This window comes from Streptomyces sp. NPDC012935, from assembly GCF_042900345.1.
Classification (GTDB): Bacteria; Actinomycetota; Actinomycetes; order Streptomycetales; family Streptomycetaceae; genus Streptomyces.
Genome location: NZ_JBIBBC010000008.1, coordinates 120,550 through 146,165 on the forward strand (window position 1 = coordinate 120,550; position 25,616 = coordinate 146,165).

Annotated in this window: 21 protein-coding genes and 1 tRNA gene; 18 read left to right on the forward strand and 4 right to left on the reverse strand. The window is 70.7% G+C overall.

Annotated features, from left to right (window positions below):
- Positions 1–77 precede the first annotated feature (77 nt).
- Positions 78–1,229, forward strand: a complete 1,152-nt coding sequence (locus ACFY5C_RS20830; RefSeq protein WP_389446274.1) for a uroporphyrinogen-III synthase — start codon at positions 78–80, stop codon at positions 1,227–1,229.
- A 129-nt stretch (positions 1,230–1,358) separates the two neighbouring features.
- Here the strand turns inward: ACFY5C_RS20830 and ACFY5C_RS20835 are convergent, their stop codons facing one another.
- Complete coding sequence (locus ACFY5C_RS20835) at positions 1,359–1,892, reverse strand: DUF1772 domain-containing protein (RefSeq protein WP_389446276.1); 534 nt, start codon at positions 1,890–1,892, stop codon at positions 1,359–1,361.
- 206 nt (positions 1,893–2,098) lie between these two features.
- On the opposite strand from ACFY5C_RS20835, the gene ACFY5C_RS20840 reads away from it, so the two are divergent.
- From ACFY5C_RS20840 to ACFY5C_RS20865, 6 genes are all read left to right on the forward strand, one after another.
- Positions 2,099–2,710 carry a CGNR zinc finger domain-containing protein gene (locus tag ACFY5C_RS20840; RefSeq protein WP_389446278.1) on the forward strand — a complete coding sequence of 204 codons (612 nt, stop codon included), beginning with the start codon at positions 2,099–2,101 and terminating at the stop codon, positions 2,708–2,710.
- 319 nt (positions 2,711–3,029) lie between these two features.
- A complete protein-coding gene (locus ACFY5C_RS20845; RefSeq protein ID WP_010039908.1) occupies positions 3,030–3,551 on the forward strand; it encodes a sigma-70 family RNA polymerase sigma factor in 522 nt (173 codons plus the stop codon).
- Positions 3,551–4,381 (forward strand): anti-sigma factor family protein, encoded by an 831-nt coding sequence (locus ACFY5C_RS20850; protein ID WP_389446280.1) that lies wholly within the window; start codon positions 3,551–3,553, stop codon positions 4,379–4,381. Before ACFY5C_RS20845 ends, ACFY5C_RS20850 begins: the two co-directional genes overlap by 1 nt.
- Positions 4,382–4,450: 69 nt before the next feature.
- On the forward strand, positions 4,451–6,847 hold the full coding sequence (locus ACFY5C_RS20855; RefSeq protein WP_389446282.1) for a HelD family protein: 2,397 nt from the start codon (positions 4,451–4,453) through the stop codon (positions 6,845–6,847).
- Positions 6,848–7,160: 313 nt separating this feature from the next.
- Positions 7,161–8,585, forward strand: a complete 1,425-nt coding sequence (locus tag ACFY5C_RS20860; RefSeq protein WP_389446284.1) for an NAD-dependent malic enzyme — start codon at positions 7,161–7,163, stop codon at positions 8,583–8,585.
- A 372-nt stretch (positions 8,586–8,957) separates the two neighbouring features.
- Positions 8,958–9,239: an HU family DNA-binding protein gene (locus ACFY5C_RS20865; RefSeq protein ID WP_007498188.1), complete on the forward strand. Its 282-nt coding sequence runs from the start codon at positions 8,958–8,960 to the stop codon at positions 9,237–9,239.
- 138 nt (positions 9,240–9,377) lie between these two features.
- Here ACFY5C_RS20865 and murA read toward each other — a convergent pair whose 3' ends face one another.
- On the reverse strand, positions 9,378–10,718 hold the full coding sequence (gene murA / locus ACFY5C_RS20870) for a UDP-N-acetylglucosamine 1-carboxyvinyltransferase (protein ID WP_389446286.1): 1,341 nt from the start codon (positions 10,716–10,718) through the stop codon (positions 9,378–9,380).
- Positions 10,719–10,971: 253 nt separating this feature from the next.
- Between murA and ACFY5C_RS20875 the strand changes: the two genes are divergently transcribed.
- The 10 genes from ACFY5C_RS20875 (at position 10,972) to ACFY5C_RS20920 (ending at position 23,431) form a co-directional block, all read left to right on the forward strand.
- Positions 10,972–11,544, forward strand: a complete 573-nt coding sequence (locus tag ACFY5C_RS20875; RefSeq protein ID WP_389446288.1) for a YqgE/AlgH family protein — start codon at positions 10,972–10,974, stop codon at positions 11,542–11,544.
- Positions 11,545–11,573: 29 nt separating this feature from the next.
- Positions 11,574–11,858 carry a DUF3039 domain-containing protein gene (locus tag ACFY5C_RS20880; RefSeq protein WP_328427332.1) on the forward strand — a complete coding sequence of 95 codons (285 nt, stop codon included), beginning with the start codon at positions 11,574–11,576 and terminating at the stop codon, positions 11,856–11,858.
- A 216-nt stretch (positions 11,859–12,074) separates the two neighbouring features.
- Positions 12,075–13,388, forward strand: coding sequence for an extracellular solute-binding protein (locus tag ACFY5C_RS20885; protein ID WP_389446289.1), 1,314 nt, complete (start codon positions 12,075–12,077; stop codon positions 13,386–13,388).
- A 113-nt stretch (positions 13,389–13,501) separates the two neighbouring features.
- Positions 13,502–14,365 carry a carbohydrate ABC transporter permease gene (locus ACFY5C_RS20890; protein ID WP_389446291.1) on the forward strand — a complete coding sequence of 288 codons (864 nt, stop codon included), beginning with the start codon at positions 13,502–13,504 and terminating at the stop codon, positions 14,363–14,365.
- Positions 14,366–14,370: 5 nt separating this feature from the next.
- On the forward strand, positions 14,371–15,222 hold the full coding sequence (locus tag ACFY5C_RS20895; RefSeq protein ID WP_389446293.1) for a carbohydrate ABC transporter permease: 852 nt from the start codon (positions 14,371–14,373) through the stop codon (positions 15,220–15,222).
- Position 15,223: 1 nt separating this feature from the next.
- The gene (locus ACFY5C_RS20900) at positions 15,224–16,855 is read left to right on the forward strand and encodes a beta-N-acetylhexosaminidase (protein WP_389446295.1); all 1,632 of its coding nucleotides are present in this window, start codon (positions 15,224–15,226) and stop codon (positions 16,853–16,855) included.
- Positions 16,856–17,081: 226 nt separating this feature from the next.
- Positions 17,082–17,975: an FAD binding domain-containing protein gene (locus tag ACFY5C_RS20905; protein WP_389446297.1), complete on the forward strand. Its 894-nt coding sequence runs from the start codon at positions 17,082–17,084 to the stop codon at positions 17,973–17,975.
- A complete protein-coding gene (locus ACFY5C_RS20910; protein ID WP_389446298.1) occupies positions 17,972–19,624 on the forward strand; it encodes a 2Fe-2S iron-sulfur cluster-binding protein in 1,653 nt (550 codons plus the stop codon). The genes ACFY5C_RS20905 and ACFY5C_RS20910 overlap by 4 nt, the downstream gene beginning before the upstream one ends.
- Positions 19,621–21,930 (forward strand): xanthine dehydrogenase family protein molybdopterin-binding subunit, encoded by a 2,310-nt coding sequence (locus ACFY5C_RS20915; RefSeq protein WP_389446300.1) that lies wholly within the window; start codon positions 19,621–19,623, stop codon positions 21,928–21,930. The genes ACFY5C_RS20910 and ACFY5C_RS20915 overlap by 4 nt, the downstream gene beginning before the upstream one ends.
- 301 nt (positions 21,931–22,231) lie before the next feature.
- On the forward strand, positions 22,232–23,431 hold the full coding sequence (locus ACFY5C_RS20920; protein WP_389446302.1) for an SUKH-4 family immunity protein: 1,200 nt from the start codon (positions 22,232–22,234) through the stop codon (positions 23,429–23,431).
- 107 nt (positions 23,432–23,538) lie between these two features.
- On the opposite strand, the gene ACFY5C_RS20925 is transcribed toward ACFY5C_RS20920, so the two are convergent.
- Positions 23,539–24,789 (reverse strand): LPXTG cell wall anchor domain-containing protein, encoded by a 1,251-nt coding sequence (locus tag ACFY5C_RS20925; protein WP_389446304.1) that lies wholly within the window; start codon positions 24,787–24,789, stop codon positions 23,539–23,541.
- A 237-nt stretch (positions 24,790–25,026) separates the two neighbouring features.
- Here ACFY5C_RS20925 and ACFY5C_RS20930 point away from each other — a divergent pair, with 237 nt between their 5' ends.
- Entirely contained in the window at positions 25,027–25,449 is a 423-nt protein-coding gene (locus ACFY5C_RS20930) for a hypothetical protein (RefSeq protein WP_389446306.1), read from the forward strand.
- Between the two features lie 33 nt (positions 25,450–25,482).
- Here ACFY5C_RS20930 and ACFY5C_RS20935 read toward each other — a convergent pair.
- A tRNA-Cys gene (locus ACFY5C_RS20935) sits at positions 25,483–25,554 on the reverse strand.
- Between the last annotated feature and the right edge of the window lie 62 nt (positions 25,555–25,616).

Consider the following 25,616-nt stretch of genomic DNA (forward strand, 5'->3'; position numbering starts at 1 on the left):
GCAGCAGCACTATCGGAAGAACCACCAGGTGTGACCACCTGACGCAGGCACCACAACTCGAGTGCGGGACGAGAGTTATGTACGACGAACAGCAGCAACCCGAACACGGGCCCCTCGCGGGATTCACCGTGGGCGTCACCGCCGCGCGCCGCGCCGACGAGCTCGGGGCGTTGCTTCAGCGGCGCGGCGCCGCCGTACTGCACGCCCCTGCCCTGCGCATCGTGCCGCTGGCCGACGACAGCGAACTGCTCGCCGCCACCAAGGAGATCATCCAGCGGACGCCGGATGTCGTGATCGCCACCACCGCGATCGGCTTCCGCGGCTGGATCGAGGCCGCCGACGGGTGGGGGCTCGGCGAGGACCTGCTGGAACGGCTGCGCGGGGTCGAGCTGCTCGCGCGCGGGCCCAAGGTCAAGGGCGCGGTGCGGGCCGCCGGGCTGACGGAGGAGTGGTCGCCGTCCAGCGAGTCCATGGCAGAGGTGCTGGACCGGCTGTTGGAGGAGGGCGTCGAGGACCGACGTATCGCCATCCAGTTGCACGGTGAGCCGCTGCCGGGGTTCGTGGAGGCGCTCAAGGCCGGGGGAGCGGAGGTGCTCGGCGTACCGGTCTACCGCTGGCTGCCGCCGGAGGACATCGGGCCGGTCGACCGGCTGCTGGACGCGGCCGTCTCCCGCGGCCTGGACGCCCTCACCTTCACCAGCGCCCCGGCCGCGGCGTCCCTGCTGTCGCGCGCGGAGGAACGCGGGCTGCTTCCGGAACTGCTCGCCGCCCTCAACCACGACGTCCTTCCGGCCTGCGTGGGCCCCGTCACCGCGCTGCCCCTGCAGGCCCTCGGCGTCGACACGGTCCAGCCCGAGCGCTTCCGGCTCGGACCGCTGGTCCAGCTGCTGTGCCAGGAGCTGCCCGGCCGGGCCCGGTCGCTGCCGATCGCCGGGCGCCGGGTGGAGATCCGGGGCCACGCGGTCCTGGTCGACGGGGCGCTGCGCCCCGTACCGCCCGCGGGCATGTCCCTGCTGCGGGCCCTGTCCCGGCGGCCGGGCTGGGTGGTGCCCCGGGCGGAGCTGCTGCGTGCCCTGCCGGGCGCCGGGCGCGACGAGCACGCCGTGGAGACGGCGATGGCCCGGCTGCGTACGGCTCTGGGGGCGCCGAAGCTGATCCAGACGGTGGTGAAGCGGGGGTACCGACTGGCGCTGGACCCGGCGGCGGACGCGAAGTACGCGGACGGGTAGGGAGGCACCCCGGCGTCGGAGTGAGCCTCCCCGGGGGCCTGCGGCCCCGGGGACCCCGGTGTCGGAGTGACCCTCTCCGGGGGCCTGCGGCCCCCAGACCCCCGCTTCGGCCCTGAACGGGCCTCGTCCTCAAACGCCGGACGGGCTGGATGATGCCGGCCGGCGCTCATCCGCACCCCGCGAGATCCGCCCGAACAGGACCAGCGCCCGCCCCAAACACCCCAACGCCACCGTCGACAGCACCGTCCGTACGACATTCCACGCCAGCCACGGGTCCTCGAACTCCCCCCGCAGGGCGGCCGGATCACCGTCCCCCTTCAGGCCGTCGTTCAGCGGGATGTTGAACAGGACGGTGACCACGAAGGCCAGCCCGTACGCGGTCGCCGCCGCCCACACCCACCCCCGGTACGGTGCCCCGCGCCCCTGCCATGCCGACACCCCCGTCAGCACCAGCGCCCCGAAGAAGCTCAGGAAGAACACCGGGTTCTCGAACGCGTCGTTGATGTCGCGCATGACCTCGACGTACACCCGGTCATCGCTGCGCGCCAACCCCGGCATCACTCCGCAGGCGAAGATGTAGAAGGCCCCGGCGATCAGGCCCATCGCCACCGTGGCCGCGCCCAGTACGGTCCCCACGACTCTGCTGTTCCGCGTTGTGGTCATGCCCTCCAGTCAACGGACCCGCACGCACCCCGAACATGGCCGTCACGCGCAGTCCCATACGCGGACGTCCAGGCCCGCAGGCGGTACGAGGGGTTCCGGCCCCGCCGCCGGGCAGGCACTGTTAGGGGGAACGGTTCTCCCAGCTCTCCTCACGGCATCTCACCGACCCCTCATGACCGGGTTGACCCCTAGGCGGTGACAGGCACATGGCACTGGGTACGGCCACGGGCGCGTTCGAGCTGCGGTTCGATGCCGGGCGGATCTGTCTGGATCTCCTCGCGACCACACACCCCGAGGAACGGTTCGACTCCGTCGAGGTGCTGTGCGCCTGGATCGTCGGGGCCGGCCTCGCCCCGCCGGGCACACCGCTGACCCACGCCGACGCGTCCTGGCTCGCAGGGTTCTGCGAACTCCGCGGACTTGTCGGCCAGTTGGTGCGCGGTGGACTCGCCCCCGAGCGCTGGTCGTCGTACGACAGGCCGTCGTACGACATCGCGCTCGCCCGTGTGAACGACATCGCCCGCGTGGCGCCACCGGCCCCCCGCGCCGTCAGGGGGGAAGACGGCACCCTCGTCCGGCAGTTGGATCACCCGCCCGAGTGCTCCGCCCTGCTCGGCGCCATCGCGCGGGACGCCCTGGAACTGCTCACCGATCCGGCCGCGCGAGCCCGGCTGCGGGAGTGCGAGGGCGACAACTGTCCGATCGTTTATGTCGATACGTCCCGGGGGCGCAGGAGGCGCTGGTGCTCCAGTGAGGTCTGCGGGAACCGGGAAAGAGTGGCTCGGCACCGTCGCCGCGCGGCACTCACCCGAGCCTGACAGTCCGTTATGCGGCTTCTGCGGAACGGCTGTCGAAGTGATTTCGATTACACGTCGTTTACCTACGGGGCCGTAGGGAAGCCCTCCTTCGATCTTGCCGTTGTGACGGAAATGTAAAGATCGCACGGTGGGAATGTGCTGCCATGTCCCGCTCGTCACGTCACTCCGAAGAAAACTGTCGTCTCGGTTTGAACACTCAAAGCGCCGCTTGCGTACGGGTAGTCGAGCGACCGACTGGGGGAACCCCCGGACATCGGAGGTGGGCGTGCGCAAGGATTCCGTCGTGGCCAATGAACGTGGATCGAGGGCCCGACATCGCATGTCCCAGCCCTCGGAACCTGATGAGGAGCTGATGCGTGCGCTGTACAGAGAGCACGCCGGACCCCTCCTTGCGTATGTCCTTCGACTGGTCGCCGGTGATCGGCAACGAGCAGAGGACGTTGTGCAGGAGACGCTCATCCGTGCCTGGAAGAACGCCGGACAGCTCAATCGAGCGACCGGATCGGTACGCCCCTGGCTGGTGACGGTCGCCCGGCGCATCGTCATCGACGGCCACCGCAGCCGGCAGGCCCGGCCGCAGGAGGTCGATCCGTCGCCGCTGGAGGTCATCCCCGCGGAGGACGAGATCGACAAGGCGCTGTGGCTGATGACGCTGTCGGACGCACTCGACGACCTGACGCCCGCCCACCGGGAAGTCCTGGTCGAGACGTACTTCAAGGGGCGTACGGTCAATGAGGCGGCCGAGACGCTGGGCATACCCAGTGGCACTGTTCGCTCAAGGGTCTTCTATGCCCTGCGGTCGATGAAGCTGGCACTGGAGGAGCGGGGGGTGACGGCGTGATGAGTGTTTACGGGGGAAACCAGGGATTCGGGATGGGCGGTTCGGGTATGTCTGGACCCATGACGGGACATCCGGTTCCGAGCGAACACGAGACCGTCGGCGCCTATGCCCTCGGGATTCTCGACGACGCCGAGGCAACCGCTTTCGAGGCACATCTCGCGACCTGCGAGTGGTGCGCCCAGCAACTGGACGAACTCGCGGGGATGGAGCCGATGCTGGCCGCGCTCGCGGACCTGCCCGGTTCCGGTTCACCCGCGATCGGCGAGTCCCTGTCGGCGAAGCCCAGCCCGCGCCTGGTGAACAAGCTTGTCGACGAGGTCGCCGAGCGCCGCGCCCAGAAGCGCCGGCGCAGCTTCTACATGGTGGCCGCCGCGGCCGCGCTGATCGTCGGCGGTCCGTTCGTGGCCGTGGCGACGAACGGCGGGGACTCGGACGGCGGCGGCAGCGCCGGTCAGACCCTCGCGGCCAACCCCGCCAAGGACCTGTTCACCGGTACCGAGAACAAGGTCTCGGGGACCGATCCGACGACCGGCGCCAGCGCGACCGTCGGCATGTCGGAGAAGGCGTGGGGCACCGAGACGGCCCTTGAGCTCAAGGGCGTCAAAGGCCCGCTCAAGTGTTCCCTGATCTTCGTCAGCAAGGACGGCGAGCGCGAGACGGCCGCTTCCTGGTCCGTCCCGAAGTGGGGCTACGGCATCCCGGACGCCAAGACCGAGCAGGCCAGGAACCCGCTCTACGTCAGCGGCGGCGTGTCCATGACCCCCGACAAAGTCGATCACGTAGAGATCATGGACTTCGACGGAAAGAAGATCGTCGAGGTAGACGTGTAGTCGCCGTAGCAATTACGGGTCCCCTTCGCGTACGGTTGACGGCTGCCCAGCACGTCAGAAGGGGGCCCGGTGGCCGCTCAGGCTCCGCAGGAAACCGCGCTCGAAGACTCCTTGAGAGACCGGGAGATCGGCGTCGAACAGGTACACCTGGACCGGGTGTACCAACGTCTCGAGGAGAAGATCCACGAGGCGGAGTTCCTCATGAACGACGCGGCCCAGCGCGGCCAGGTCGGCACGCCCGGTGCGCTCGCCGAGCGGGACGCACAGGTCTTCCGCGCAGGTGTCCACCTCAACCGGCTCAACAACGAGTTCGAGGACTTCCTCTTCGGCCGCATCGACCTGCTGCCCGGCAAGGACGGCAAGAAGGGGCCCGACGGCGCGTACACCGCCGTCGAGCCCGCCGAGGGCGCGGTCCGCGAGGACAACACCGCCGACATCGCCGAGACCCTGCACATCGGCCGCATCGGAGTGCTCGACCAGGACTACGCCCCGCTGGTCATCGACTGGCGGGCCCCGGCCGCGGCGCCCTTCTACCGCTCCACGCCGGTCGACCCCGGGCGGGTCGTACGGCGCCGGGTCATCCGCTCCAAGGGGCGCCGGGTGCTCAGCGTCGAGGACGACCTGATGCGCCCCGAGCTCAAGGCGTTCCTCGGCGGCGACGAGCTGCCCGTCATCGGTGACGGCGCCCTCATGGCCGCCCTCGGCCAGGCCCGCAGCCACACCATGCGGGACATCGTGGCGTCCATCCAGGCCGAGCAGGACCTGGTCATCCGCGCGCCCGCCGCCTCCGTGACGTACGTCGAGGGCGGCCCCGGCACCGGCAAGACCGCCGTCGCCCTGCACCGCGCCGCCTACCTGCTCTACCAGGACCGGCGCCGGTACGCGGGCGGCATCCTGATCGTCTCGCCGACCCCGCTGCTGGTGGCGTACACCGAGGGCGTGCTCCCCTCGCTGGGCGAGGAGGGCCAGGTCGCGATCCGCGCGATCGGCTCCCTCGTCGACGGTGCCGAGGCCACGCTGTACGACTCCCCGGCCACGGCCCGCGCCAAGGGCTCGTACCGCATGCTCAAGGTGCTGCGGAAGGCGGCGCGGGGCGCGCTGGAGCTGGGGCCGGGCAATGGGGCCGACGCTCGTCGGCCCGCCGTCGGCGACACCGCGGCGAACCGGACGGGACAGCTCGCCTTCGGCGACGACGACGCCTCCGCACAGCCCCCCGCCGGACCTCCCACCCGGCTGCGCGTGGTCGCCTTCGGGCGCCGCCTCGAGCTGGAGGCAGAGGCGCTGGAACGTATCCGCCGCACCGCGCTGGGCGGCACCGCACCCGTGAACCTGCTGCGCCCGCGCGCCCGCAAGCTGCTGCTCGACGCCCTGTGGGCGCAGTCGGGCGGCGCCACCCGGCACAGCGACCCGGAGCTCGCCGCCGAGTTGCGCGCCTCCTTCGACGAGGACGTGATGTCGGAGGACAGCTTCATCGCCTTCGTCGACGCCTGGTGGCCGGAGCTGACCCCGAGGGCGGTCCTGACGGCGATGGCCGACGAGCGACGGCTCGGCCGCTGGGCCCGCCGGGTCCTCAACCCCGGCGAGGTGCGCAAGGTCGCCCGCTCGCTGAAGCGGGACGGGTACTCCGTGCACGACATCGCCATGCTCGACGAGCTCCAGTCGATCCTCGGCACCCCGGCCCGCCCGAAGAAGAAGCGCGAGCTTGACCCGCTCGACCAGCTCACCGGCCTGGAGGAGCTGATGCCGGTCCGCGAGGAGTCGCAGCGCGAGCGCGCCGAGCGGCTGGCGGCCGAGCGCACCGAGTACGCCCACGTCATCGTCGACGAGTCCCAGGACGTCACGCCGATGCAGTGGCGCATGCTCGGCCGCCGCGGCCGGCACGCCACCTGGACGGTCGTCGGCGACCCGGCCCAGTCCTCCTGGTCCGACGTCGACGAGGCGGCCGAGGCCCGCGACGAGGCCCTCGGCACCCGCCCGCGCCGCCGCTTCCAGCTCACCGTGAACTACCGCAACCCGGCCGAGATCGCCCAGCTGGCGGCGAAGGTGCTCGCCCTCGCCATGCCGGGCTCGACGTCACCGTCGGCGGTGCGTTCGACCGGCGTCGAGCCCCGCTTCACCGTCGTACGGGACTCCCTCGCGCAGACGGTCCGCGAGGAGGCCGCCCGACTGCTGGACCGGGTCGACGGCACGGTCGGTGTCGTCGTCGCGATGCAGCGGCGCGAGGAGGCGGCCAAGTGGCTCGCCGGGCTCGGCGACCGGGTCGTGGCGCTCGGCAGCCTGGAGGCGAAGGGGCTGGAGTACGACGCGACGGTCGTCGTCTCGCCGGCGGAGATCGCCGACGAGTCCCCGGCTGGCCTGCGGGTGCTGTACGTCGCGCTGACCCGGGCCACCCAGCAGCTCACGGTGGTGTCGGGGGAGCGCGACGAGCCCGACGCGAGCGGGGTGCCGGACCTGCTCAGAGATTGATCCGGATGAACCACAGGTACGGGAATGGCCTTACGGGATCGGTTTGTTAGCCTGGGTGTGGCACCGGCTCGATCCAAGCCCCCGGGCCCAACCTTCGTCGCTACGAGCGACCACTTGCCGCGAGGCGAGCATGGCGGGCCGGTGTCATGAACGTTGGAGAGACCCACGTCACGAATGTGACGTGGGTCTCTTTTCATGGGAAGGCGTGGCGAACAATACGTTCGCAATTCAAGCCCGGCTAACTCCTACTCGGCGGTAGGTGCGACGATCGGACGGCATCCAGCGTCACAGGTGAAAGCAGAGGAAGTCGGCCATGGCAACGGCGCCCAGCGTCTCCTACTCGATGACGGTCCGGCTGGAGGTGCCCGCGAGCGGAACCGCGGTCTCCCAGCTCACCGGGGCCGTCGAGTCCCACGGAGGCTCGGTCACCGGCCTCGACGTCACCGCCTCCGGGCACGAGAAGCTCCGCATCGACGTCACCATCGCCGCCACCTCCACCGCGCACGCCGACGAGATCGTGGAGCAGCTGCGCGGCATCGAGGGCGTCACCCTGGGCAAGGTCTCCGACCGTACGTTCCTGATGCACCTCGGCGGCAAGATCGAGATGCAGTCCAAGCACCCCATCCGCAACCGTGACGACCTGTCCATGGTCTACACGCCGGGCGTGGCCCGGGTCTGCATGGCGATCGCCGAGAACCCCGAGGACGCGCGGCGCCTGACGATCAAGCGGAACTCCGTTGCGGTTGTGACGGACGGCTCGGCGGTGCTGGGCCTGGGCAACATCGGCCCGAAGGCCGCGCTGCCCGTCATGGAGGGCAAGGCGGCCCTCTTCAAGCGGTTCGCCGGCATCGACGCCTGGCCGCTGTGCCTCGACACCCAGGACACCGACGCGATCGTCGAGATCGTCAAGGCGATCGCCCCCGGGTTCGCCGGCATCAACCTCGAGGACATCTCCGCGCCCCGCTGCTTCGAGATCGAGGCGCGGCTGCGTGAGGCCCTCGACATCCCCGTCTTCCACGACGACCAGCACGGCACCGCGATCGTCGTCCTGGCCGCCCTCACCAACGCACTTCGCGTCGCGGGCAAGGCGATTGAGAACATCCGCGTCGTCATGTCCGGCGCCGGCGCAGCCGGTACGGCCATCCTGAAGCTGCTGCTCGCCGCGGGCGTGAAGAACGCCGTCGTCGCCGACATCCACGGCGTCGTGCACGCCGGGCGCGAGGACCTGCGCCAGGCCCCCGCGGACTCCCCGCTGCGCTGGATCGCCGACAACACCAACCCCGAGGGCCTGACCGGCACGCTGAAGGAGGCCGTGCGCGGCGCGGACGTCTTCATCGGCGTCTCGGCCCCGAACGTGCTCGACGGCGACGACGTGGCCGCCATGGCCGACGACGCCATCGTGTTCGCGCTCGCGAACCCGGACCCCGAGGTGGACCCGGCAATCGCCCGCCTGACGGCCGCAGTTGTGGCCACGGGCCGCTCCGACTTCCCGAACCAGATCAACAACGTGCTGGTCTTCCCGGGTGTCTTCCGCGGTCTGCTGGACGCGCAGTCCCGCACGGTCAACACCGACATGATGCTCGCGGCTGCGAAGGCGCTGGCAGATGTGGTGACCGAGGACGAGCTGAACCCGAACTACATCATCCCGAGCGTGTTCAACGACAAGGTCGCGGGTGCGGTCGCCGGTGCGGTGCGCGAAGCGGCGAAGTCCGGCACGGCGGCGGGTTCGGCCGAGTAATCACCGAGTAATCACCGGGTGTCGCTGCCTCACAGCCCCGAAAAGTGTGTGTGGGCTGTGAGGATCGCCACGGCAAGCCCTTGTAACGGCGCGTCGTGGAACCTGGGGCCTGTGGCTGCCGTTTATCGTGACGCGAAAAGCTCAGGCCCTCTTCGTGTGACTCCCAAGGGTGTTCTCACGACTCCTCCGGGTGCCGGATTGGCTTTCCCGCCGCAGGTAGGGGCAGGATGCGTCCCTGGGCGCGAGGGTCCGAGGACGGACCCGGGTCCGGGGACTGTCCGAGGACCCTGGCAGCATCGGCTTCGCTGTGCCCAATATGCGGCTCCGCCGCGTGGCACGCCTCAACAGCAAGAAGAACACGGGAGTAACAACATGAACCGCAGTGAGCTGGTGGCCGCGCTGGCCGACCGTGCCGAGGTGACCCGCAAGGACGCCGACGCCGTGCTGGCCGCGTTCGCCGAGACCGTCGGCGAGGTTGTCGCCAAGGGCGACGAGAAGGTCACCATCCCTGGCTTCCTGACCTTCGAGCGCACCCACCGTGCCGCTCGCACCGCGCGCAACCCGCAGACCGGCGACCCGATCCAGATCCCGGCCGGCTACAGCGTGAAGGTCTCCGCGGGCTCCAAGCTCAAGGAAGCCGCGAAGGGCAAGTGACCTTGCCGTCTGTACGCCACGGGACGGCGTGCGGCTTGTAGAAACGCCGATGGGGCGGCACCCGGTTGCGGGTGCCGCCCCATCGTGGTTCGCGCCTCCTGACAGCCCTCCAAGGCGGCCCGGAGCCGTGAGGTGTCGTCAGCCGAGGGCCTTGCCCGGCAACTCCACCTTCGCGCCCAGCTCGACCAACTTCTCCATGAAGTTCTCGTAGCCGCGGTTGATGAGGTCGATGCCGTGGACCCGGGACGTGCCCTGGGCCGCCAGGGCCGCGATGAGGTAGGAGAAGCCGCCGCGGAGGTCGGGGATGACCAGATCGGCGCCCTGGAGCTTGGTGGGGCCGGAGACGACCGCGGAGTGCAGGAAGTTGCGCTGGCCGAAGCGGCAGGCGGAGCTGCCGAGGCACTCACGGTAGAGCTGGATGTGGGCGCCCATCTGGTTCAGCGCGGAGGTGAAGCCGAGCCGGGACTCGTAGACCGTCTCGTGGATGATGGACAGGCCGGTGGCCTGCGTGAGGGCGACCACGAGCGGCTGCTGCCAGTCCGTCTGGAAGCCCGGGTGCACGTCCGTCTCGAGGGCGATGGACTTCAACTGGCCGCCGGGGTGCCAGAACCGGATGCCCTCGTCGTCGATCTCGAAGGCACCGCCCACCTTCCGGTAGGTGTTGAGGAACGTCATCATCGAGCGCTGCTGGGCGCCACGGACGTAGATGTTGCCCTCGGTCGCGAGCGCCGCGGACGCCCAGGAGGCCGCCTCCAGGCGGTCCGGGAGGGCGCGGTGGGTGTAGCCGCCGAGCGCGTCCACACCGGTGACGCGGATCGTGCGGTCGGTGTCCATCGCGATGATGGCGCCCATCTTCTGCAGAACGCAGATGAGGTCCTCGATCTCGGGCTCCACTGCCGCGTTGGACAGCTCCGTGACGCCCTCCGCGAGCACCGCCGTCAGCAGCACCTGCTCGGTCGCGCCCACGGAGGGGTACGGCAGCCGGATCTTCGTGCCGCGCAGCCGCTGCGGAGCCTCCAGGTACTGCCCGTCCGCCCGCTTCTCGATGGTCGCGCCGAACTGACGCAGCACCTCGAAGTGGAAGTCGATGGGCCGGCCGCCGATGTCGCAGCCGCCGAGGCCGGGGATGAACGCGTGCCCGATGCGGTGCAGGAGGGGGCCGCAGAGGAGGATCGGGATACGGCTCGAACCCGCGTGGGCATCGATGTCAGCGACGTTCGCGCTCTCCACGTGAGAGGGGTCCATCACCAACTCGCCGGGTTCCTCACCCGGACGGACCGTGACCCCGTGCAGTTGCAGCAGACCGCGTACGACCCGGACGTCCCGGATGTCGGGCACGTTGCGCAGTCGACTTGGCGCGCTGCCCAGCAGGGCGGCGACCATGGCCTTCGGTACGAGGTTCTTCGCACCGCGGACACGGATCTCGCCCTCCAGCGGGGTTCCGCCGTGGACAAGCAGGACATCGTCGTTGACGGTCATGTATCTCGCGTTCCGATGAGTTGGGCAGGGGCCAGGAGGGAAAGGGTAATCGCCGCGGACCCCCCTTCTGTAAGCCCAAGTACGGCTCAGGAACGTCATAGCTCTGTCACAACACGAACCGTTCCGCTTCGGGCACGAGCGGTCACCGCCCCGGCCGTGCGCCGGGGGACGCTCCTTTCCGCCCTGAGCTGCATTCCCTCCCGAACCGGCATTGCCTCCCCATGCGAAGGGAAGATGCGGGATCATGTCTGGCATGACCGAGGTGTCCTCGCTCACAGGGCGGCTGCTCGTGGCCACGCCCGCCCTGGCGGACCCGAACTTCGACCGCGCGGTGGTGCTCCTTCTCGACCACGACGAGGAGGGCTCCCTCGGTGTCGTGCTCAACCGTCCGACGCCCGTGGACGTGGGCGACATCCTGGAGGGCTGGGCGGACCTCGCCGGCGAACCCGGTGTCGTCTTCCAGGGCGGCCCGGTGTCCCTGGACTCCGCGCTCGGCGTCGCCGTCATCCCCGGCGACGCGAACGGCGAGAGCGCCCCGCTGGGCTGGCGCCGGGTGCACGGCGCCATCGGGCTGGTGGACCTGGAGGCGCCGCCGGAGCTGCTCGCCTCCGCCGTGGGCAGTCTGAGGATCTTCGCCGGGTACGCCGGCTGGGGGCCCGGCCAGCTGGAGGACGAGCTGGTGGAGGGAGCCTGGTACGTCGTCGAGTCCGAGCCCGGCGACGTCTCCTCGCCGTCGCCGGAAAGACTCTGGCGCGAGGTCCTGCGCCGCCAGCGCAGCGAGCTCGCGATGGTGGCCACGTATCCGGACGACCCTTCGCTCAACTGATGCCTGTGAGCTTCAGTACCCTTGGCGATATGAGCACTCTCGAGCCCGAGCGCGGGACTGGTACGGGAACCCTCGTAGAGCCGACGCCGCAGACGTCCCACGGCGACGGCGACCACGAGCGCTTCGCCCACTACGTCCAGAAGGACAAGATCATGGCGAGCGCCCTCGACGGGACCCCCGTCGTGGCGCTCTGCGGCAAGGTCTGGGTGCCCGGCCGCGACCCCAAGAAGTACCCGGTGTGCCCCATGTGCAAGGAGATCTACGAGTCCATGGGCGCCGGCGGCGACAAGGGCAAGGACGGCGACAAGAAGTAGCGGTCTCTTCCGTTCGGCAGACATAAGACCCTCAGGGCGCGTTTTGCGCGCCCTGAGGGTCTTTGTGCTGTCCGCGCGTTGCATGGAGTGCGTCCGCCGGTCACAGAGTGGTTGAGACCTCTTGTGATCGTGTTCATGAAGTCCCTAGCCTCCGAGTGTTGTGCACAGCGAAACCGTCATTGCGCATGTTGCAACACCTCATCGGAGGAGCACTCCATGAACGCCAGGAAGCCGTCCGTCCGTTTCCTTGGGGCCACCGCTCTCGCGGCCGCCACCCTGATCGTCTCCGCCTGCGCCCCGCAGACGTCCACCAACTCCTCCTCCGACAAGGACGAGAAGACCGGCACCCTGCGGGTCTGGCTCTTCCAGGAAGTCGGCAACAAGCCGAAGGAGAAGGTCGTCGACTCCGTCGTCACCGCCTTCGAGAAGGCCCACGAGGGCACGGAGGTCGACGTCGAGTACATCCCGATCGAGACCCGCGCCCAACGCGTCAAGGCCGCCTTCAACGACCCGAAGTCCGCGCCCGACGTCATGGAGTACGGCAACACCGACACCGCGGGCTATGTGAAGGACGGCGGACTCCTCGACGTCACCGAGGAGTTCGGCGCCTGGAGCGAGGCGAAGGACACCGACCCGACCGCCAAGCAGTCCGTCACCGTGGACGGCAAGATCTACGGCGCGCCCTTCTACGTCGGCGTCCGCGCCCTGTACTACCGCACGGACGTCTTCGAGGAGCTCGGCCTCGAACCGCCGAAGACCATGGACGAGTTGGCCGGGACGGCCCGCAAGATCCGCGCCGCGAAGCCCGAGCTGTACGGGCTCGTGGTGGGCGGGGCGTACACCTACGGCGCGATGCCGTTCGTGTGGGCCAACGGCGGCGAACTCGCCACCGGCAAGGGCGGCTCGTACGCCTCCGCCATCGACAGCGCGGCCGCCCAGAAGGGCATCAAGGCGTACACGTCCCTGTTCAGCGACGACAACTGCCCCGCCGCCAAGTGCGCCGGCATGGGCGGCAACGACACGATCACCGCGTTCGCGGCCGGCAAGGCGGGCATGGCGATCGGCGGCGACTTCAGCCACACGGCCGTGGAGGCCGGGAAGGCGAAGGGCAAGTACGCGGTCGTGCCGCTGCCGGGCGTGAAGGCCGGTTCCATCGCGCCGGCGTTCGCGGGCGGCAACAACATCGGCGTCCTGAAGAGCACCTCGCACCGCACGCTGGCCGTTGACCTCATGGAGCAGCTGGCCTCGAAGAAGACGCAGACCTCGATGTTCGAGGCGATGGGCTTCCTGCCCACCTTCTCGGACGTACGGCAGCAGGTCGCGGCCGAGGAGCCGTACGTCAAGCCCTTCGCGCAGACCCTGGCCGCCGGCACCAAGTTCGTCCCCGCGTCGCCGGCGTGGGCGCAGATCGACTCCTCGCTGGTGCTGCCGACGATGCTCCAGGAGGTCATCAGCGGCAAGAAGGACGTGGCGGCGGCTGCGGGGGAGGCGGCCACGAAGATGGACGCCGCGTTCGGCTCCGCCGGGTGACGCGGGTGCCGCCCAATACCTCGGGAGGCGCGGACCGTGTGCGGCTGCCGGCAGTTCGTGGCTGGTCGCGCAGTTCCCCGCGCCCCTGGGGGCGTGTGGGTGCCCGGAGTCACATGGTGCCCTGGCTCTATCTCGCCCCCGCACTCGTCGTCCTCGGCGGGCTGCTCGTCTACCCCATCTATCAGCTCGGGCTGATCTCGTTCTTCGAGTACACGCAGGCGCAGGTCAGTGGTGGGGAGCCCACCACCTTCCAGGGGTTCGGCAACTATTCGCAGCTGTTCTCGGACTCGCAGTTCTGGCAGGTGCTGCTGGCCACGGTCGTGTTCGCGGCGGCGTGCGTCGTGTCGACGCTCGCCGTCGGGTGTGCGCTCGCGGTGCTGCTCACGCGCGTGCGTGCCGTGCCGCGGCTGGCGTTGATGCTGGCGGCGCTGGGGGCGTGGGCGACGCCGGCGATCACGGGGTCGACGGTGTGGCTGTTCCTGTTCGACCCGGACTTCGGGCCGGTGAACCGCATCCTGGGGCTCGGCGACCACTCGTGGACGTACGGGCGTCTCAGTGCCTTCTTCCTCGTCCTGCTCGAAGTGGTCTGGTGCTCCTTCCCGTTCGTGATGGTGACGGTGTACGCCGGTATCCGCTCCGTACCGGCCGAGGTGCTGGAGGCCGCCGCGCTGGACGGTGCCTCGCAGTGGCGGATCTGGCGGTCGGTGCTGGCGCCGATGCTGCGGCCGATCCTCGTGGTGGTGACCATCCAGTCGGTCATCTGGGACTTCAAGGTCTTCACCCAGATCTACGTCATGACGAACGGCGGCGGCATCGCGGGCCAGAACCTCGTGCTGAACGTGTACGCCTACCAGAAGGCCTTCGCGTCCTCGCAGTACAGCCTCGGCTCGGCGATCGGCATCGTGATGCTGCTGATCCTGCTGGCGGTGACGCTGGTGTACCTGCGGCTGCTGCGCAGGCAGGGGGAGGAACTGTGAGGTCCGTGAAGTCCGTGGGTTCCGTGCCCTTCGTGCGTCGGCCCTGGCGGCTGCTCGCGGAGGTGTCCGCGCTGCTGATCGCCGTCGTGGTGGCGTTTCCGCTGTACTGGATGGTGCTCAGCGCCTTCAAGCCGGCCGGGGAGATCGAGTCCAGCGAGCCGCGGCCCTGGACGCTGGCCCCTTCCCTGGATTCCTTCCGGCGGGTGTTCGAGCAGAACGAATTCGGCCGCTACTTCCTCAACAGTCTTGTCGTGGCGTGCACGGTCGTGATCGTCTCGGCGTTGATCGCGTTTCTCGCGGCGACCGCGGTGACACGATTCCGGTTCCGCTTCCGGACCACCTTGCTGATCATGTTTCTGGTGGCCCAGATGGTGCCGGTGGAGGCGCTGACGATCCCCCTGTTCTTCCTCATGCGGGACTTCGGCCAGCTGAACACGCTCGGCTCGCTGATCCTGCCGCACATCGCCTTCTCGCTGCCGTTCGCGATCTGGATGCTGCGGGGGTTCGTGAAGGCGGTTCCCGAGGCGCTGGAGGAGGCCGCGTACATCGACGGGGCGAGCAGGTCGCGATTCCTGTGGCAGATCCTTTTCCCGCTGGTCTTCCCGGGGCTCGTGGCCACGAGCGTGTTTTCCTTCATCTCGGCCTGGAACGACTTCCTGTTCGCCAAGTCCTTCATCATCAGCGACACTTCGCAGTCGACCCTCCCGATGGCCCTGCTCGTCTTCTACAAGCCGGACGAGCCGGACTGGGGCGGCGTCATGGCGGCGTCGACGGTGATGACGATTCCGGTGCTGATCTTCTTCGTGCTCGTGCAGCGACGGCTGGTGTCGGGGCTGGGCGGAGCGGTAAAGGACTGACGTGACTCCTGAGACGGACCTGATTCCCTCGCCGCGCTCGATCGAGGGGCCCGCGCGCTGCGGTGTCCTGCTGGACGAGGCCACCATCCTGTACGCCGCTCCCGGGACGGGAACGGCCGAACGCTGGCTGCGCTCCACCGTGGGCGCGGCTCTCGGCCTGCCGCTGGCGCCGGGTACGCAGGGCGACCCAAACTCCGTACGGCTGCACCTGGACGACACGCTGGAGCCGGAGGCGTACAAGCTCAGCGTCGTCGTCAACCGGGGCGTGGAGATCCGCGGTGGCAGTGCGGCCGGAGTCTTCTGGGGCGCCCAGACGCTGCGCCAGCTGCTCGGGCCGGACGCCTTCCGGCGTGCCCCCGTCCGGCCGGGCACCACCTACGGAATCGGGCACCAGATCATCGAGGACGCCCCCCGATTCCACTGGCGCGGCCTGATGCTCGACGTCTCCCGGCACTTCATGCCCAAGGACGGCGTCCTGCGGTACCTCGACCTGATGGCCGCCCACAAACTCAACGTCTTCCACTTCCATCTGACGGACGACCAGGGCTGGCGCGTCGAGATCAGGAAGTACCCCCGGCTCACCGAGGTCGGCTCCTGGCGGGCGCGTACCAAATTCGGCCACCGCGCCTCCCCGCTGTGGGAGGACAAGCCGCACGGTGGCCACTACACCCAGGACGACGTCCGCGAGATCGTCGCGTACGCCGCCGAGCGGCATATCACCGTCGTCCCCGAAATCGACGTACCCGGCCACTCGCAGGCCGCGATCGCCGCGTACCCGGAACTCGGCAACACCGACGTCATCGACACCTCCGCACTCACCGTCTGGGACACCTGGGGGATCAATCCGAACGTACTCGCCCCCACTGACAACACCCTGCGCTTCTACGAGGGGGTGTTCGAGGAACTCCTGGAGCTGTTCCCCTCGGAGTTCATTCATGTCGGGGGTGACGAATGCCTCAAGGACCAGTGGCGGCAGTCGCCGACCGCGCAGGAGCGCATCAGGGAACTCGGTCTGAAGGACGAGGACGAACTCCAGGCGTGGTTCATCGGCCACTTCGACAAGTGGCTGTCCGCGCGCGGGCGCAGGCTGATCGGCTGGGACGAGATCCTGGAGGGCGGGCTCGCTCAGGGCGCGGCCGTGTCGTCCTGGCGCGGCTACGCGGGTGGCATCGCGGCGGCCCGCGCCGGCCACGACGTCGTCATGTGCCCCGAGCAGCAGGTGTATCTGGACCACCGTCAGGACGGGGGCGCCGACGAGCCGGTGCCGATCGGGTACGTCCGCACCCTGGAGGACGTGTACCGGTTCCAGCCCGTTCCCGCCGAGTTGACGCCCGACGAGGCCCGGCATGTGCTCGGCACGCAGGCCAACGTGTGGACCGAGGTGATGGAGGACCCCGCGCGCGTGGACTACCAGACCTTCCCGCGCCTCGCCGCCTTCGCCGAGGTCGCCTGGAGCAGCCTCCCGGAGCCGGCGGAACGGGACTTCACCGACTTCCAGCGACGGATGGCCGCCCACTACGGGCGACTTGACGCCCTGGGAGTCGCGTACCGTCCGCCGACCGGACCGCGGCCGTGGCAGCGGCGCCCCGGGGTCCTCGGCCGCCCGATCGACGGCCCGCCCCCGAACAGGTAATTGAAAAAAACCGGCAAGGTGTCACCGAAGAGTGTCAATCGGTACTCACCGGTGATGCCGTACGAAAACGGACCATCTCCTCGATGAGGTGGGCGAATGCCTCCTAGCGGACCCGTGTCCTCGGGTCCTGCGAAGATGTGCCAGAGTTGCCACGTCCGCCCTGTCAGCACGTACCGTACGGCAGCACAGGTGGGACCAGGTGGGGCAGCGGGAAGGGGCAGCCGGTTTGACCACGCACGCACCGCAGGCGGCGCAGTCCGTCACGCTGCCCACGACGCTGGACGAGGCCGTGGCGGCACTGGCCGCCATGCCCGCCGCCGTGCCCGTCGCGGGGGGCACCGACCTCATGGCCGCCGTCAACTCCGGGCAGCTCAGGCCCGCCGCGCTGGTCGGCCTCGGCAAGATCAGCGAGATCCGCGGCTGGCAGTACCAGGACGGCCACGCCCTGCTGGGAGCGGGCCTCACGCACGCGCGTATGGGCCGCCCCGACTTCGCCGCCCTGATCCCGGCGCTCGCCGCCGCCGCACGCGCCGCGGGCCCGCCGCAGATCCGCAACGCGGGCACCCTGGGCGGCAACATCGCCTCCGCGTCCCCGACGGGTGACGCCCTGCCGGTCCTCGCCGCCCTCGAAGCGACCCTGATCGTCGCGGGCCCGGGCGGAGCCCGCCGGGAGGTCCCGGTGTCGCACCTGCTGGCCGGCATGGAGATGCTGCGCGCCGGCGAACTCATCGGCTACGTGCGCGTGCCGCTGCTGCACGCCCCGCAGGTCTTCCTCAAGGCCACCGGCCGCACCGGCCCGGGGCGCGCCATGGCGTCCGTCGCCGTCGTCCTCGACCCCGCCCGGCGCGGCATCAGGTGCGCGGTGGGCGCCATAGCGCCGATGCCGCTCAGGCCGCTGGACGCCGAGCACTGGGTCGCCCAGCTGATCGACTGGGACAACAACCGCGCGATCGTCCCCGAGGCGCTGAACGCCTTCGGCGAGTACGTCTCCGCGGCCTGCATCCCGGACCCGACGCCGGCCGAGGACGGCTCCGTACCGCAGCATCCGCCCGCCGTACTGCACCTGCGGCGCACCGTCGCCGCGCTGGCCCGACGAGCACTGGGGAGGGCGCTGTCGTGACCGACGACCAGCACGGAGAGAGCACGCCCCAGGGCGCGGGCCGCTGGGACCCGCTGCCCCAGGGTGACTACGACGACGGCGCCACCGCCTTCGTCAAACTCCCCGAAGGGGGCATCGACGCCCTCCTGGCCTCCACCGACAGCCCGCTCGCCGCGCGCGGCCACGGCTATGTGCCCCCGCAGATAACGGCCGCGCCGGGATCAGGTGCCGACCCCGCGGCCCAGGGGGGCTGGCCAATCGCGGGCGCGCCCGACGGCAACGCCCAGTGGCCCGACCCCAACGCCGTGCCGCAGGACGGGGGCACCGGTCAGTTCCAGTACCACCCCGGGGCCACCCAGCAGTGGAACTTCTCGGAGACCGCCGCGGGCCAGGACGCCGCTGCCGCGCCCCGTCACGATGTCACCGGGCAGTGGTCGATCCCCGTCGCCGACGGTGACCTTCCGGACGAATCGGGCGAGTTCACCACGTCGTCGCTCGTCGAGCAGTGGGGCGGCACGCCTCCGGCCACGTTGCCGGGCGGCGCGTCCGCGCCGTGGGCGACGCAGCCGACCGGGCAGCCATGGGAACCGCACGCGGAGGCCGCGGCGACCGGGGAAGCGGTGGAAGCCGGCCCCGCGGCCGGGCACCCGACGGGCGCCGGGCACGTGCCCGGACGGCCGGGTCACCCCGGGGCGTACTCCGGTGACCAGCACGCCGTACACGCCGACGGGTCCGGTGAGCGGTCTGCCGCGCACCCGCAGGGCCGGCCCCCAGGAGGTGCGCCCGACTTCGCCGCCGAGCCGCCCTCCCAGGACTCCGCCGAAAGCGCTTCGGAGGCCCCACAGGCCGCTTCCGGGCCCGTCGACCCCGCTACGGACGCTACGGACACCCGGGGCGCCGCAGAGGCCGCAGAGGGCCCGGCAGAGGCTTCCGCCGCGTCCGCCCCGGCCGAGGGCGGCGACTCCGACGCCGAGGCCGCGCAGGAGCCCGAGCGGGCCTCCGCCACCGACGACGCACCGGCGCCCTCCGGCGAGGAGCACCCCCTCGCCTCCTACGTGCTGCGCGTCAACGGCGTCGACCGGCCCGTCTCGGACGCCTGGATCGGCGAGTCGCTGCTGTACGTGCTGCGTGAACGCCTCGGCCTCGCGGGCGCCAAGGACGGCTGCTCGCAGGGCGAGTGCGGGGCGTGCAACGTACAGGTCGACGGACGGCTCGTGGCGTCCTGCCTGGTGCCCGCCGTCACCGCCGCCGGCAGCGAGGTCCGTACCGTCGAGGGCCTGGCCGCCGACGGGCAGCCCTCCGACGTGCAGCGCGCGCTCGCGCGGTGCGGAGCGGTGCAGTGCGGCTTCTGCGTGCCCGGCATGGCGATGACCGTGCACGACCTCCTGGAGGGCAACCCGGCCCCGACCGAGCTGGAGACCCGCCAGGCGCTGTGCGGCAACCTGTGCCGCTGCTCCGGCTACCGGGGCGTGGTGGATGCCGTCAAGGAGGTCGTCGCCGAACGCCAGGCACACTCGGCGGCCGACGACGGCGAACAGGACGGCGACGAGCCACGTATCCCTCACCAGGCAGGCCCGGGAGCCGGCGGCGTCCACCGCTCGGCCTTCGAGGCCCCCGGTGCCATGGGACCGCATGACCAGGGTTACGGCCAGGACGGAGGCCAGGCGTGAGCAACGAAGCCGCCACCGCGACCACAGCCGCGGAGGCAGCCCCCGCCCCCGATCAGATCCCGCACGGCCTCGGCGCCTCCCTGCCGGCCGCCGACGCCCGTGCCAAGACCGAGGGCACCTTCCCGTACGCGGCCGACCTGTGGGCCGAAGGCCTGCTGTGGGCGGCCGTACTGCGCTCACCGCACCCGCACGCGCGCATCACGTCCATCGACACCACCCACGCGCGCGAGATGCCCGGCGTCCGGGCCGTCGTCACACACGAGGACGTGCCGGGCAGCCCGCTGCTGGGCCGGGGCAGGGCCGACCGCCCGGTCTTCGCCTCCGAGGTCGTACGCCATCACGGCGAGCCCATCGCCGCGGTCGCCGCCGACCACCCCGACACCGCGCGCCTGGCCGCGGCGGCCGTCATCGTCGAGTACGAGGTGCTCGACCCGGTGACCGACCCCGAGCAGGCCTTCGAGGCCGAGCCGCTGCACCCCGACGGCAACCTGATCCGCCACATCCCGCTGCGCCACGGTGACCCCGACGCGGCCGGCGACATCGTCGTCGAGGGCCTCTACCGCATCGGCCGCCAGGACCCCGCCCCCATCGGCGCCGAGGCGGGCCTCGCGGTACCGCGCCCCGACGGCGGCGTGGAGCTCTACCTCGCCTCGACCGACCCGCACACCGACCGTGACCGCGCCGCCGCCTGCTACGGCCTGGAGCCCGAGCGCGTCAAGGTCGTCGTCACCGGCGTCCCCGGCGCCACCGCCGACCGGGAGGACCAGGGTTTCCAGCTCCCGCTGGGCCTGCTGGCGCTCAAGACCGGCTGCCCGGTGAAGCTGACGGCCACGCGCGAGGAGTCCTTCCTCGGTCACACGCACCGGCACCCCACCCTGCTGAGATACCGCCACCACGCGGACGCCGAGGGCAGGTTGGTGAAGGTCGAGGCGCAGATCCTGCTGGACGCGGGCGCGTATGCCGACACGTCCTCCGAGGCCCTGGCCGCCGCGGTCGCCTTCGCCTGCGGCCCGTACGTCGTCCCGAACGCCTTCATCGAGGGCTGGGCCGTACGCACCAACAACCCGCCCTCCGGCCATGTACGCGGCGAGGGCGCCATGCAGGTGTGCGCCGCCTACGAGGCGCAGATGGACAAGCTGGCCAAGAAGCTCGGCGCCGACCCGGCCGAACTGCGCCTGCGCAACGCGCTGGCGACGGGCGACGTACTCCCGACGGGCCAGACCGTGACGTGCCCGGCCCCCGTCGCGGAACTGCTCCAGGCGGTACAGGAGCACCCCCTGCCGGCGCTGCCCAAGGACACGCCCGAGGACGAGTGGCTGCTGCCCGGCGGCCCCGAGGGCGCGGGCGAACCCGGCGCCGTGCGACGGGGCGTGGGCTACGGCCTGGGCATGGTGCACATGCTCGGAGCCGAGGGCGCCGACGAGGTCTCCACGGCGACCGTGAAGGTCCAGGACGGCGTGGCGACGGTGCTGTGCGCGGCCGTAGAGACGGGTCAGGGCTTCGCGACGCTGGCCCGGCAGATCGTCCAGGACACGCTGGGCATCGACGACGTGCACGTGGCGCCCGTGGACACCGACCAGCCGCCGGCGGGCGCGGGCTGCCGCGGCCGCCACACCTGGGTGTCGGGCGGCGCGGTGGAACGGGCCGCCAAGATGGTCCGTACGCAGCTGCTGCAGCCCCTGGCGCACAAGTTCGGCATGTCCACTGAGCTGCTCCAGATCACCGACGGCAAGATCACGTCGTACGACGGGGTCCTGTCGACCACCGTCACCGAGGCGTTGGACGGCAAGGAACTGTGGGCTACGGCCCAGTGCCGCCCGCACCCGACCGAACCGCTCAACGACGCCGGCCAGGGCGACGCCTTCGTGGGCATGGCCTTCTGCGCGATCCGCGCGGTCGTCGACGTCGACATCGAACTGGGCTCGGTCCGCGTGGTCGAGCTCGCGCTCGCCCAGGACGTCGGCCGGGTGCTCAATCCGGCCCAGCTGGAGGCGCGCATCGAGGCGGGCGTGACGCAGGGCGTGGGCATAGCGCTCACGGAGAACCTGCGCTCCGCGCGCGGCCTGATCCGCCACCCGGACCTCACGGGCTACTCCCTGCCCACGGCCCTGGACGCCCCCGACATCCGGATCGTGAAGCTGGTCGAGGAGCGGGACGTGGTCGCGCCCTTCGGCGCGAAGGCGGTCAGCGCGGTACCGGTGGTGACGTCCCCGGCGGCCATCGCGTCGGCCGTACGCGCCGCGACGGGCCGTCCGGTCAACCGCCTCCCGATCCGGCCCCAGGCGGCGGTGGTGACCGGCCAGTGAGCCGGCTCCGGCTGTCGTGCCGACCGTCCTTCCGACTGCGACTGCGACTGCGACTGCGGCTGCACTGACGGACGGGGTCGGCCCTCGCCGTGACGGAAACGCGGGTGAAGGGAACGCGCGAGGGTGGGCCGAGCGTCTACTGATGTGAAGCGCTGTCATGGGCCCGGGCTGATTCGGCGGGCGTTGTCAGTGGTGGCGCGTAGTGTTCTGGGCAGTGGGGACGGCGGCCGGGGTGGGTGGGCCGGTCGGTCGGTCGGCCGTGTCGTGCCCTGGGTGGTGGGAAAGCGCATGCGGGGGAGCCATGAGCACGACGATCACGACGCACGCCGGTGACACGGCGATCATTCTGAGCGAGGCCGCGCTGGATCCGCACGTCACGCACGCTTCGACGCGGCGCTGGCTGACGGGACCCGGACTGCCCGGCGACAGCGGGGTGTTGAGCTTCGCCGAGCTGTGCCGGGACGGCCTGCGGACGGTGGCGGACTCGACGGGCGATCCGGCGGGCCGGCTCGCGGCGGAGCTGCGGGACCAGTTGGTGATAGGCGGACTGCTTGGTCCCGGCGGCCTGGAGACGGAGTCGGTCCTGCTGGACGGCGCGACGGGCGAGGTCTCGACGACGCACTTCCTGCACGACCGCCCCGACCTGATGGACCGCCGCGCACTGGCACCGTCGCTGCGCACACTGGTCCGGTTCGCCGAGGCGACGGACGAACTGGCGGGCCTGCGCGGCCAGTTCGCCTCCTACGTCGGCCGCTACGGCCCGCAGGCGGTGGCGGACGCGTCCCGGCACCTGCTGGCGGTGTTCGAGGAGGGCGCGGACGGCGAGCCGGCGCCGTTCTGGAGGATGGCCGCCCTGATCCGGCCCCTGGCACTCGTCGCGGGCCGCGCCGGGCATTCGGGCCTCGCCCTGGACCTGCCCCGGCGCCTCCTGGACCAGGAGTTCGGCCAGGGCAAGGTGGTGCGCTTCGAGGAGGTCGACTTCCCCGCCACGCTCACGCACGAGCCGACACGCCGCTTCCTGCGCGAGGTGGGCCTGCCGGAGGACGGCTTCCTGTTCTCCCTCGACACCGACGTGTCACTGCAGACGCTGGCCGAGTACTACAGCGACGACGAGTGGTCGGCCGAACTGCCGCCCGGGGCGGGCCACTTGATACGCCTCGGCCACCTCGTCGAGGACCACAGCCTGGTCATCGACGGCGCGACGGGCGCGGTACTGAACTGGAGCGAGCCCGAGGCGAGGCTCTTCCCCCTGAACACGGACGTCTCCACCCTCGCCTTCACGCTCTGGCTGCTGCACCGCGAGCAGGCGATCGACGAGCAGTCGGGCCACGCGCTGACGACCGACACCTACGACCAGCTGGCCATGACCATGCTCCAGGTTCTGTCCACGGTCGACCCGACCGGCGTCAGAGCGGCGGGTGAGGACGGCCGGCACTACTGGACCGAGGCGTTCCAGGACGAGTCGAGCGGGGTGCTGGAGTCGGTGGGCGGGGCGTGGTGAGGTGCGCGACGCGGGGCCGGGCGGCCGGCTGATCACCGAGACCCTGGCAAGGGCCCGCCTTCTCCGGACCCACGTCGCGCGGACTGCGCCGTATCTCTGAGGTGTCGTCAGGAGGACTTGCCGACGGCGCGACGACGGCGCACGGCCAGGACCAGGCCACCGCCGAGTGCCGCCGCGGCGGCTGCGGCGCCGGCGATGAGCGGCGTGCCGTCGGAGCCGGTGCTCGCCAGGTTGCCGTTCACGGATCCGGTGGAGCCGCTCGTCGAGGTGCCGGACGACGTGGAGCCGGTGCTGCCTGAGCCGCCCGTGCTGCCGTTGCCGCCTGTGGACTGCCCCTGGGGGTCGTTGCCGCCCGTGGTGGAGCCGCCGTCCGTGGAATTGCCGCCGGTGGAGGAGCCGCCGGACGTGTCCGGATCGGGCTCGTAGTCGGTCGGGATGGCGACGCGGATCTCGGCCTTGTCGTTGGCGGGGTTCTTGTCGAAGGCCGGGTGGATGTCGTAGACGGAGGTCGCCTTCACCTCGCCGGTGGTGGTCCGGGCGTCGTCCTCGATGTCCAGCATGAAGGTGAAGGAGAGGGACTCGCCGACCTCGATAGTGTGGTCGGCGGGCCAGCAGACGTACGTGGACCTGCCCGGCGTCCCGGCGGGCCCGGACGGACCGTCGATCCCGAACGGCGCACAGTCCTCGGGCACTTCGGTGGCGACCGTGTCCTTCGGGATCCGCACCATGAGTGCAGGCTGGTCGTCGCTCTCCTGGTTCTGGATCCAGCCGGGGCCGTCGTTGCGGAGCTGCACCGTGATGGACTGCTTGTCGCCCGCGAGGGCTTCGGTGTCCTCACCGACGGCGACGAGGTCGGCGGTGCTGTCCGCGGTCAGGGTCAGGCGCCGGTTGCTGTCGTCGAACCCTTCGCCCGGGGCGTCACCGGTGGCCGAGGTGCCGTACTCGACGGCTTCCATCAGGGCGTGGGGCAGTGCCTTGAACCGTACGGGCGTCTCGACGGAGGCGCCGGGTTCGATGACGGTGTCGAGCTCACAGAGGGCCTGGCGGACCTTGTCCCCGACGGTCGAGTAGGTGCAGCCCTCGACGGCGCCCGGGAAGTCGAGCCTCCGGGTCAGCCGGACCCGGAAGGTGACCCCGTCCGTGGCCGCGGTGCCCTTGTTGGTGATGACGACCTTCTCGTCGTACGTGTCGCCGGGCTTGGGAGACGTGGTCGGCAGAGTCGAGATCACCAGGGAGGGTTCACCCTCCTCCGCATGCGCCGCGGGAGCGAGGACCGCGGGAAGCGCCGCGACGGCGGCGGCAGCGGCCACCAGGGCCGCCGAGTGACGGATGTGTGAGGGGCGGATGCGCTGGCGCACGGATGGGTCTCCTCGTGGGGCAGGCAGTACGGCGACCGAAGGGTTTGTCCTCCAGTCATGTACTGGACACCTTGAAGGCGCCTGGGGTTGTGCTGTCCGTACGACGAAGTGACGTGGGGTCATTGGGAATTGTCCGTATTGGGAAGGCTGGGCGGGCCTTCTCCTGCCGCATGTACTCGGACGCAGCTGAGTACATGCGCCCTGTGTTCGCGCCGGCCGAGGCGCGACGCTTGGCCCATGAACCCAGGACTGCGAAGACCCGCCCCCTCGCTGTTGCCGACCCTCGTGACGGCCGGCACATCGCTCGCCGGGTGGGCCGCCTGGCTGGGCTGGGACCAGCACCGCGACATACAGCCGGACGGCACGACGACCGGCCCGTACGAGGCGTGGCAGGTGATCGGCCTCGTGCTGACCCTGCTGGTGCCGTTGTACTGGGCTGCGTCCCGGCACCGCGGCACGGTCGCCGTGTTCGGCCCCACGATCGGCCTGACCGTCGCCGCCTTCTCCGACTGGTCGGACGATGCCTCCGGCCTGTACACGGTCGGTGTGGTGATGGTCACGGCCGGCAGCCTCGCCGCGACCGCCGTGGTTTCCGCCGTGATCGGAGCCACGTCCGGGCCTGCACGGCGAGCTGCGGCCCGACAGCACCCCGCATCGTGAGACGACCGACGAAGGCGACGGCGAGGCGGGTAGAGGCCGTGGCGGGATTCGAACCCACGTAACTCGCTTTGCAGGCGAGCCCCTGAACCACTCGGGCACACGGCCATGTCCGTTCTCGGTCGTGTGCGCGTCACTGCGGCGGGGATCGGACCCGCGTGACTCCCCGC

Excerpts from the sequence above, each read along its gene's own strand:
- ACFY5C_RS20830 (WP_389446274.1), top strand. The coding sequence starts at position 78 with ATGTACGACGAACAGCAGCAACCCGAACACGGGCCCCTCGCGGGATTC.
- ACFY5C_RS20850 (WP_389446280.1), top strand. The coding sequence starts at position 3,551 with ATGAGTGTTTACGGGGGAAACCAGGGATTCGGGATGGGCGGTTCGGGT.
- ACFY5C_RS20920 (WP_389446302.1), top strand. The coding sequence starts at position 22,232 with ATGAGCACGACGATCACGACGCACGCCGGTGACACGGCGATCATTCTG.
- ACFY5C_RS20890 (WP_389446291.1), top strand. The coding sequence starts at position 13,502 with ATGGTGCCCTGGCTCTATCTCGCCCCCGCACTCGTCGTCCTCGGCGGG.
- murA (WP_389446286.1), bottom strand. The coding sequence starts at position 10,718 with ATGACCGTCAACGACGATGTCCTGCTTGTCCACGGCGGAACCCCGCTG.
- ACFY5C_RS20880 (WP_328427332.1), top strand. The coding sequence starts at position 11,574 with ATGAGCACTCTCGAGCCCGAGCGCGGGACTGGTACGGGAACCCTCGTA.
- ACFY5C_RS20865 (WP_007498188.1), top strand. The coding sequence starts at position 8,958 with ATGAACCGCAGTGAGCTGGTGGCCGCGCTGGCCGACCGTGCCGAGGTG.
- ACFY5C_RS20860 (WP_389446284.1), top strand. The coding sequence starts at position 7,161 with ATGGCAACGGCGCCCAGCGTCTCCTACTCGATGACGGTCCGGCTGGAG.
- ACFY5C_RS20875 (WP_389446288.1), top strand. The coding sequence starts at position 10,972 with ATGACCGAGGTGTCCTCGCTCACAGGGCGGCTGCTCGTGGCCACGCCC.
- ACFY5C_RS20840 (WP_389446278.1), top strand. The coding sequence starts at position 2,099 with ATGGCACTGGGTACGGCCACGGGCGCGTTCGAGCTGCGGTTCGATGCC.
- ACFY5C_RS20885 (WP_389446289.1), top strand. The coding sequence starts at position 12,075 with ATGAACGCCAGGAAGCCGTCCGTCCGTTTCCTTGGGGCCACCGCTCTC.
- ACFY5C_RS20930 (WP_389446306.1), top strand. The coding sequence starts at position 25,027 with ATGAACCCAGGACTGCGAAGACCCGCCCCCTCGCTGTTGCCGACCCTC.
- ACFY5C_RS20835 (WP_389446276.1), bottom strand. The coding sequence starts at position 1,892 with ATGACCACAACGCGGAACAGCAGAGTCGTGGGGACCGTACTGGGCGCG.
- ACFY5C_RS20845 (WP_010039908.1), top strand. The coding sequence starts at position 3,030 with ATGTCCCAGCCCTCGGAACCTGATGAGGAGCTGATGCGTGCGCTGTAC.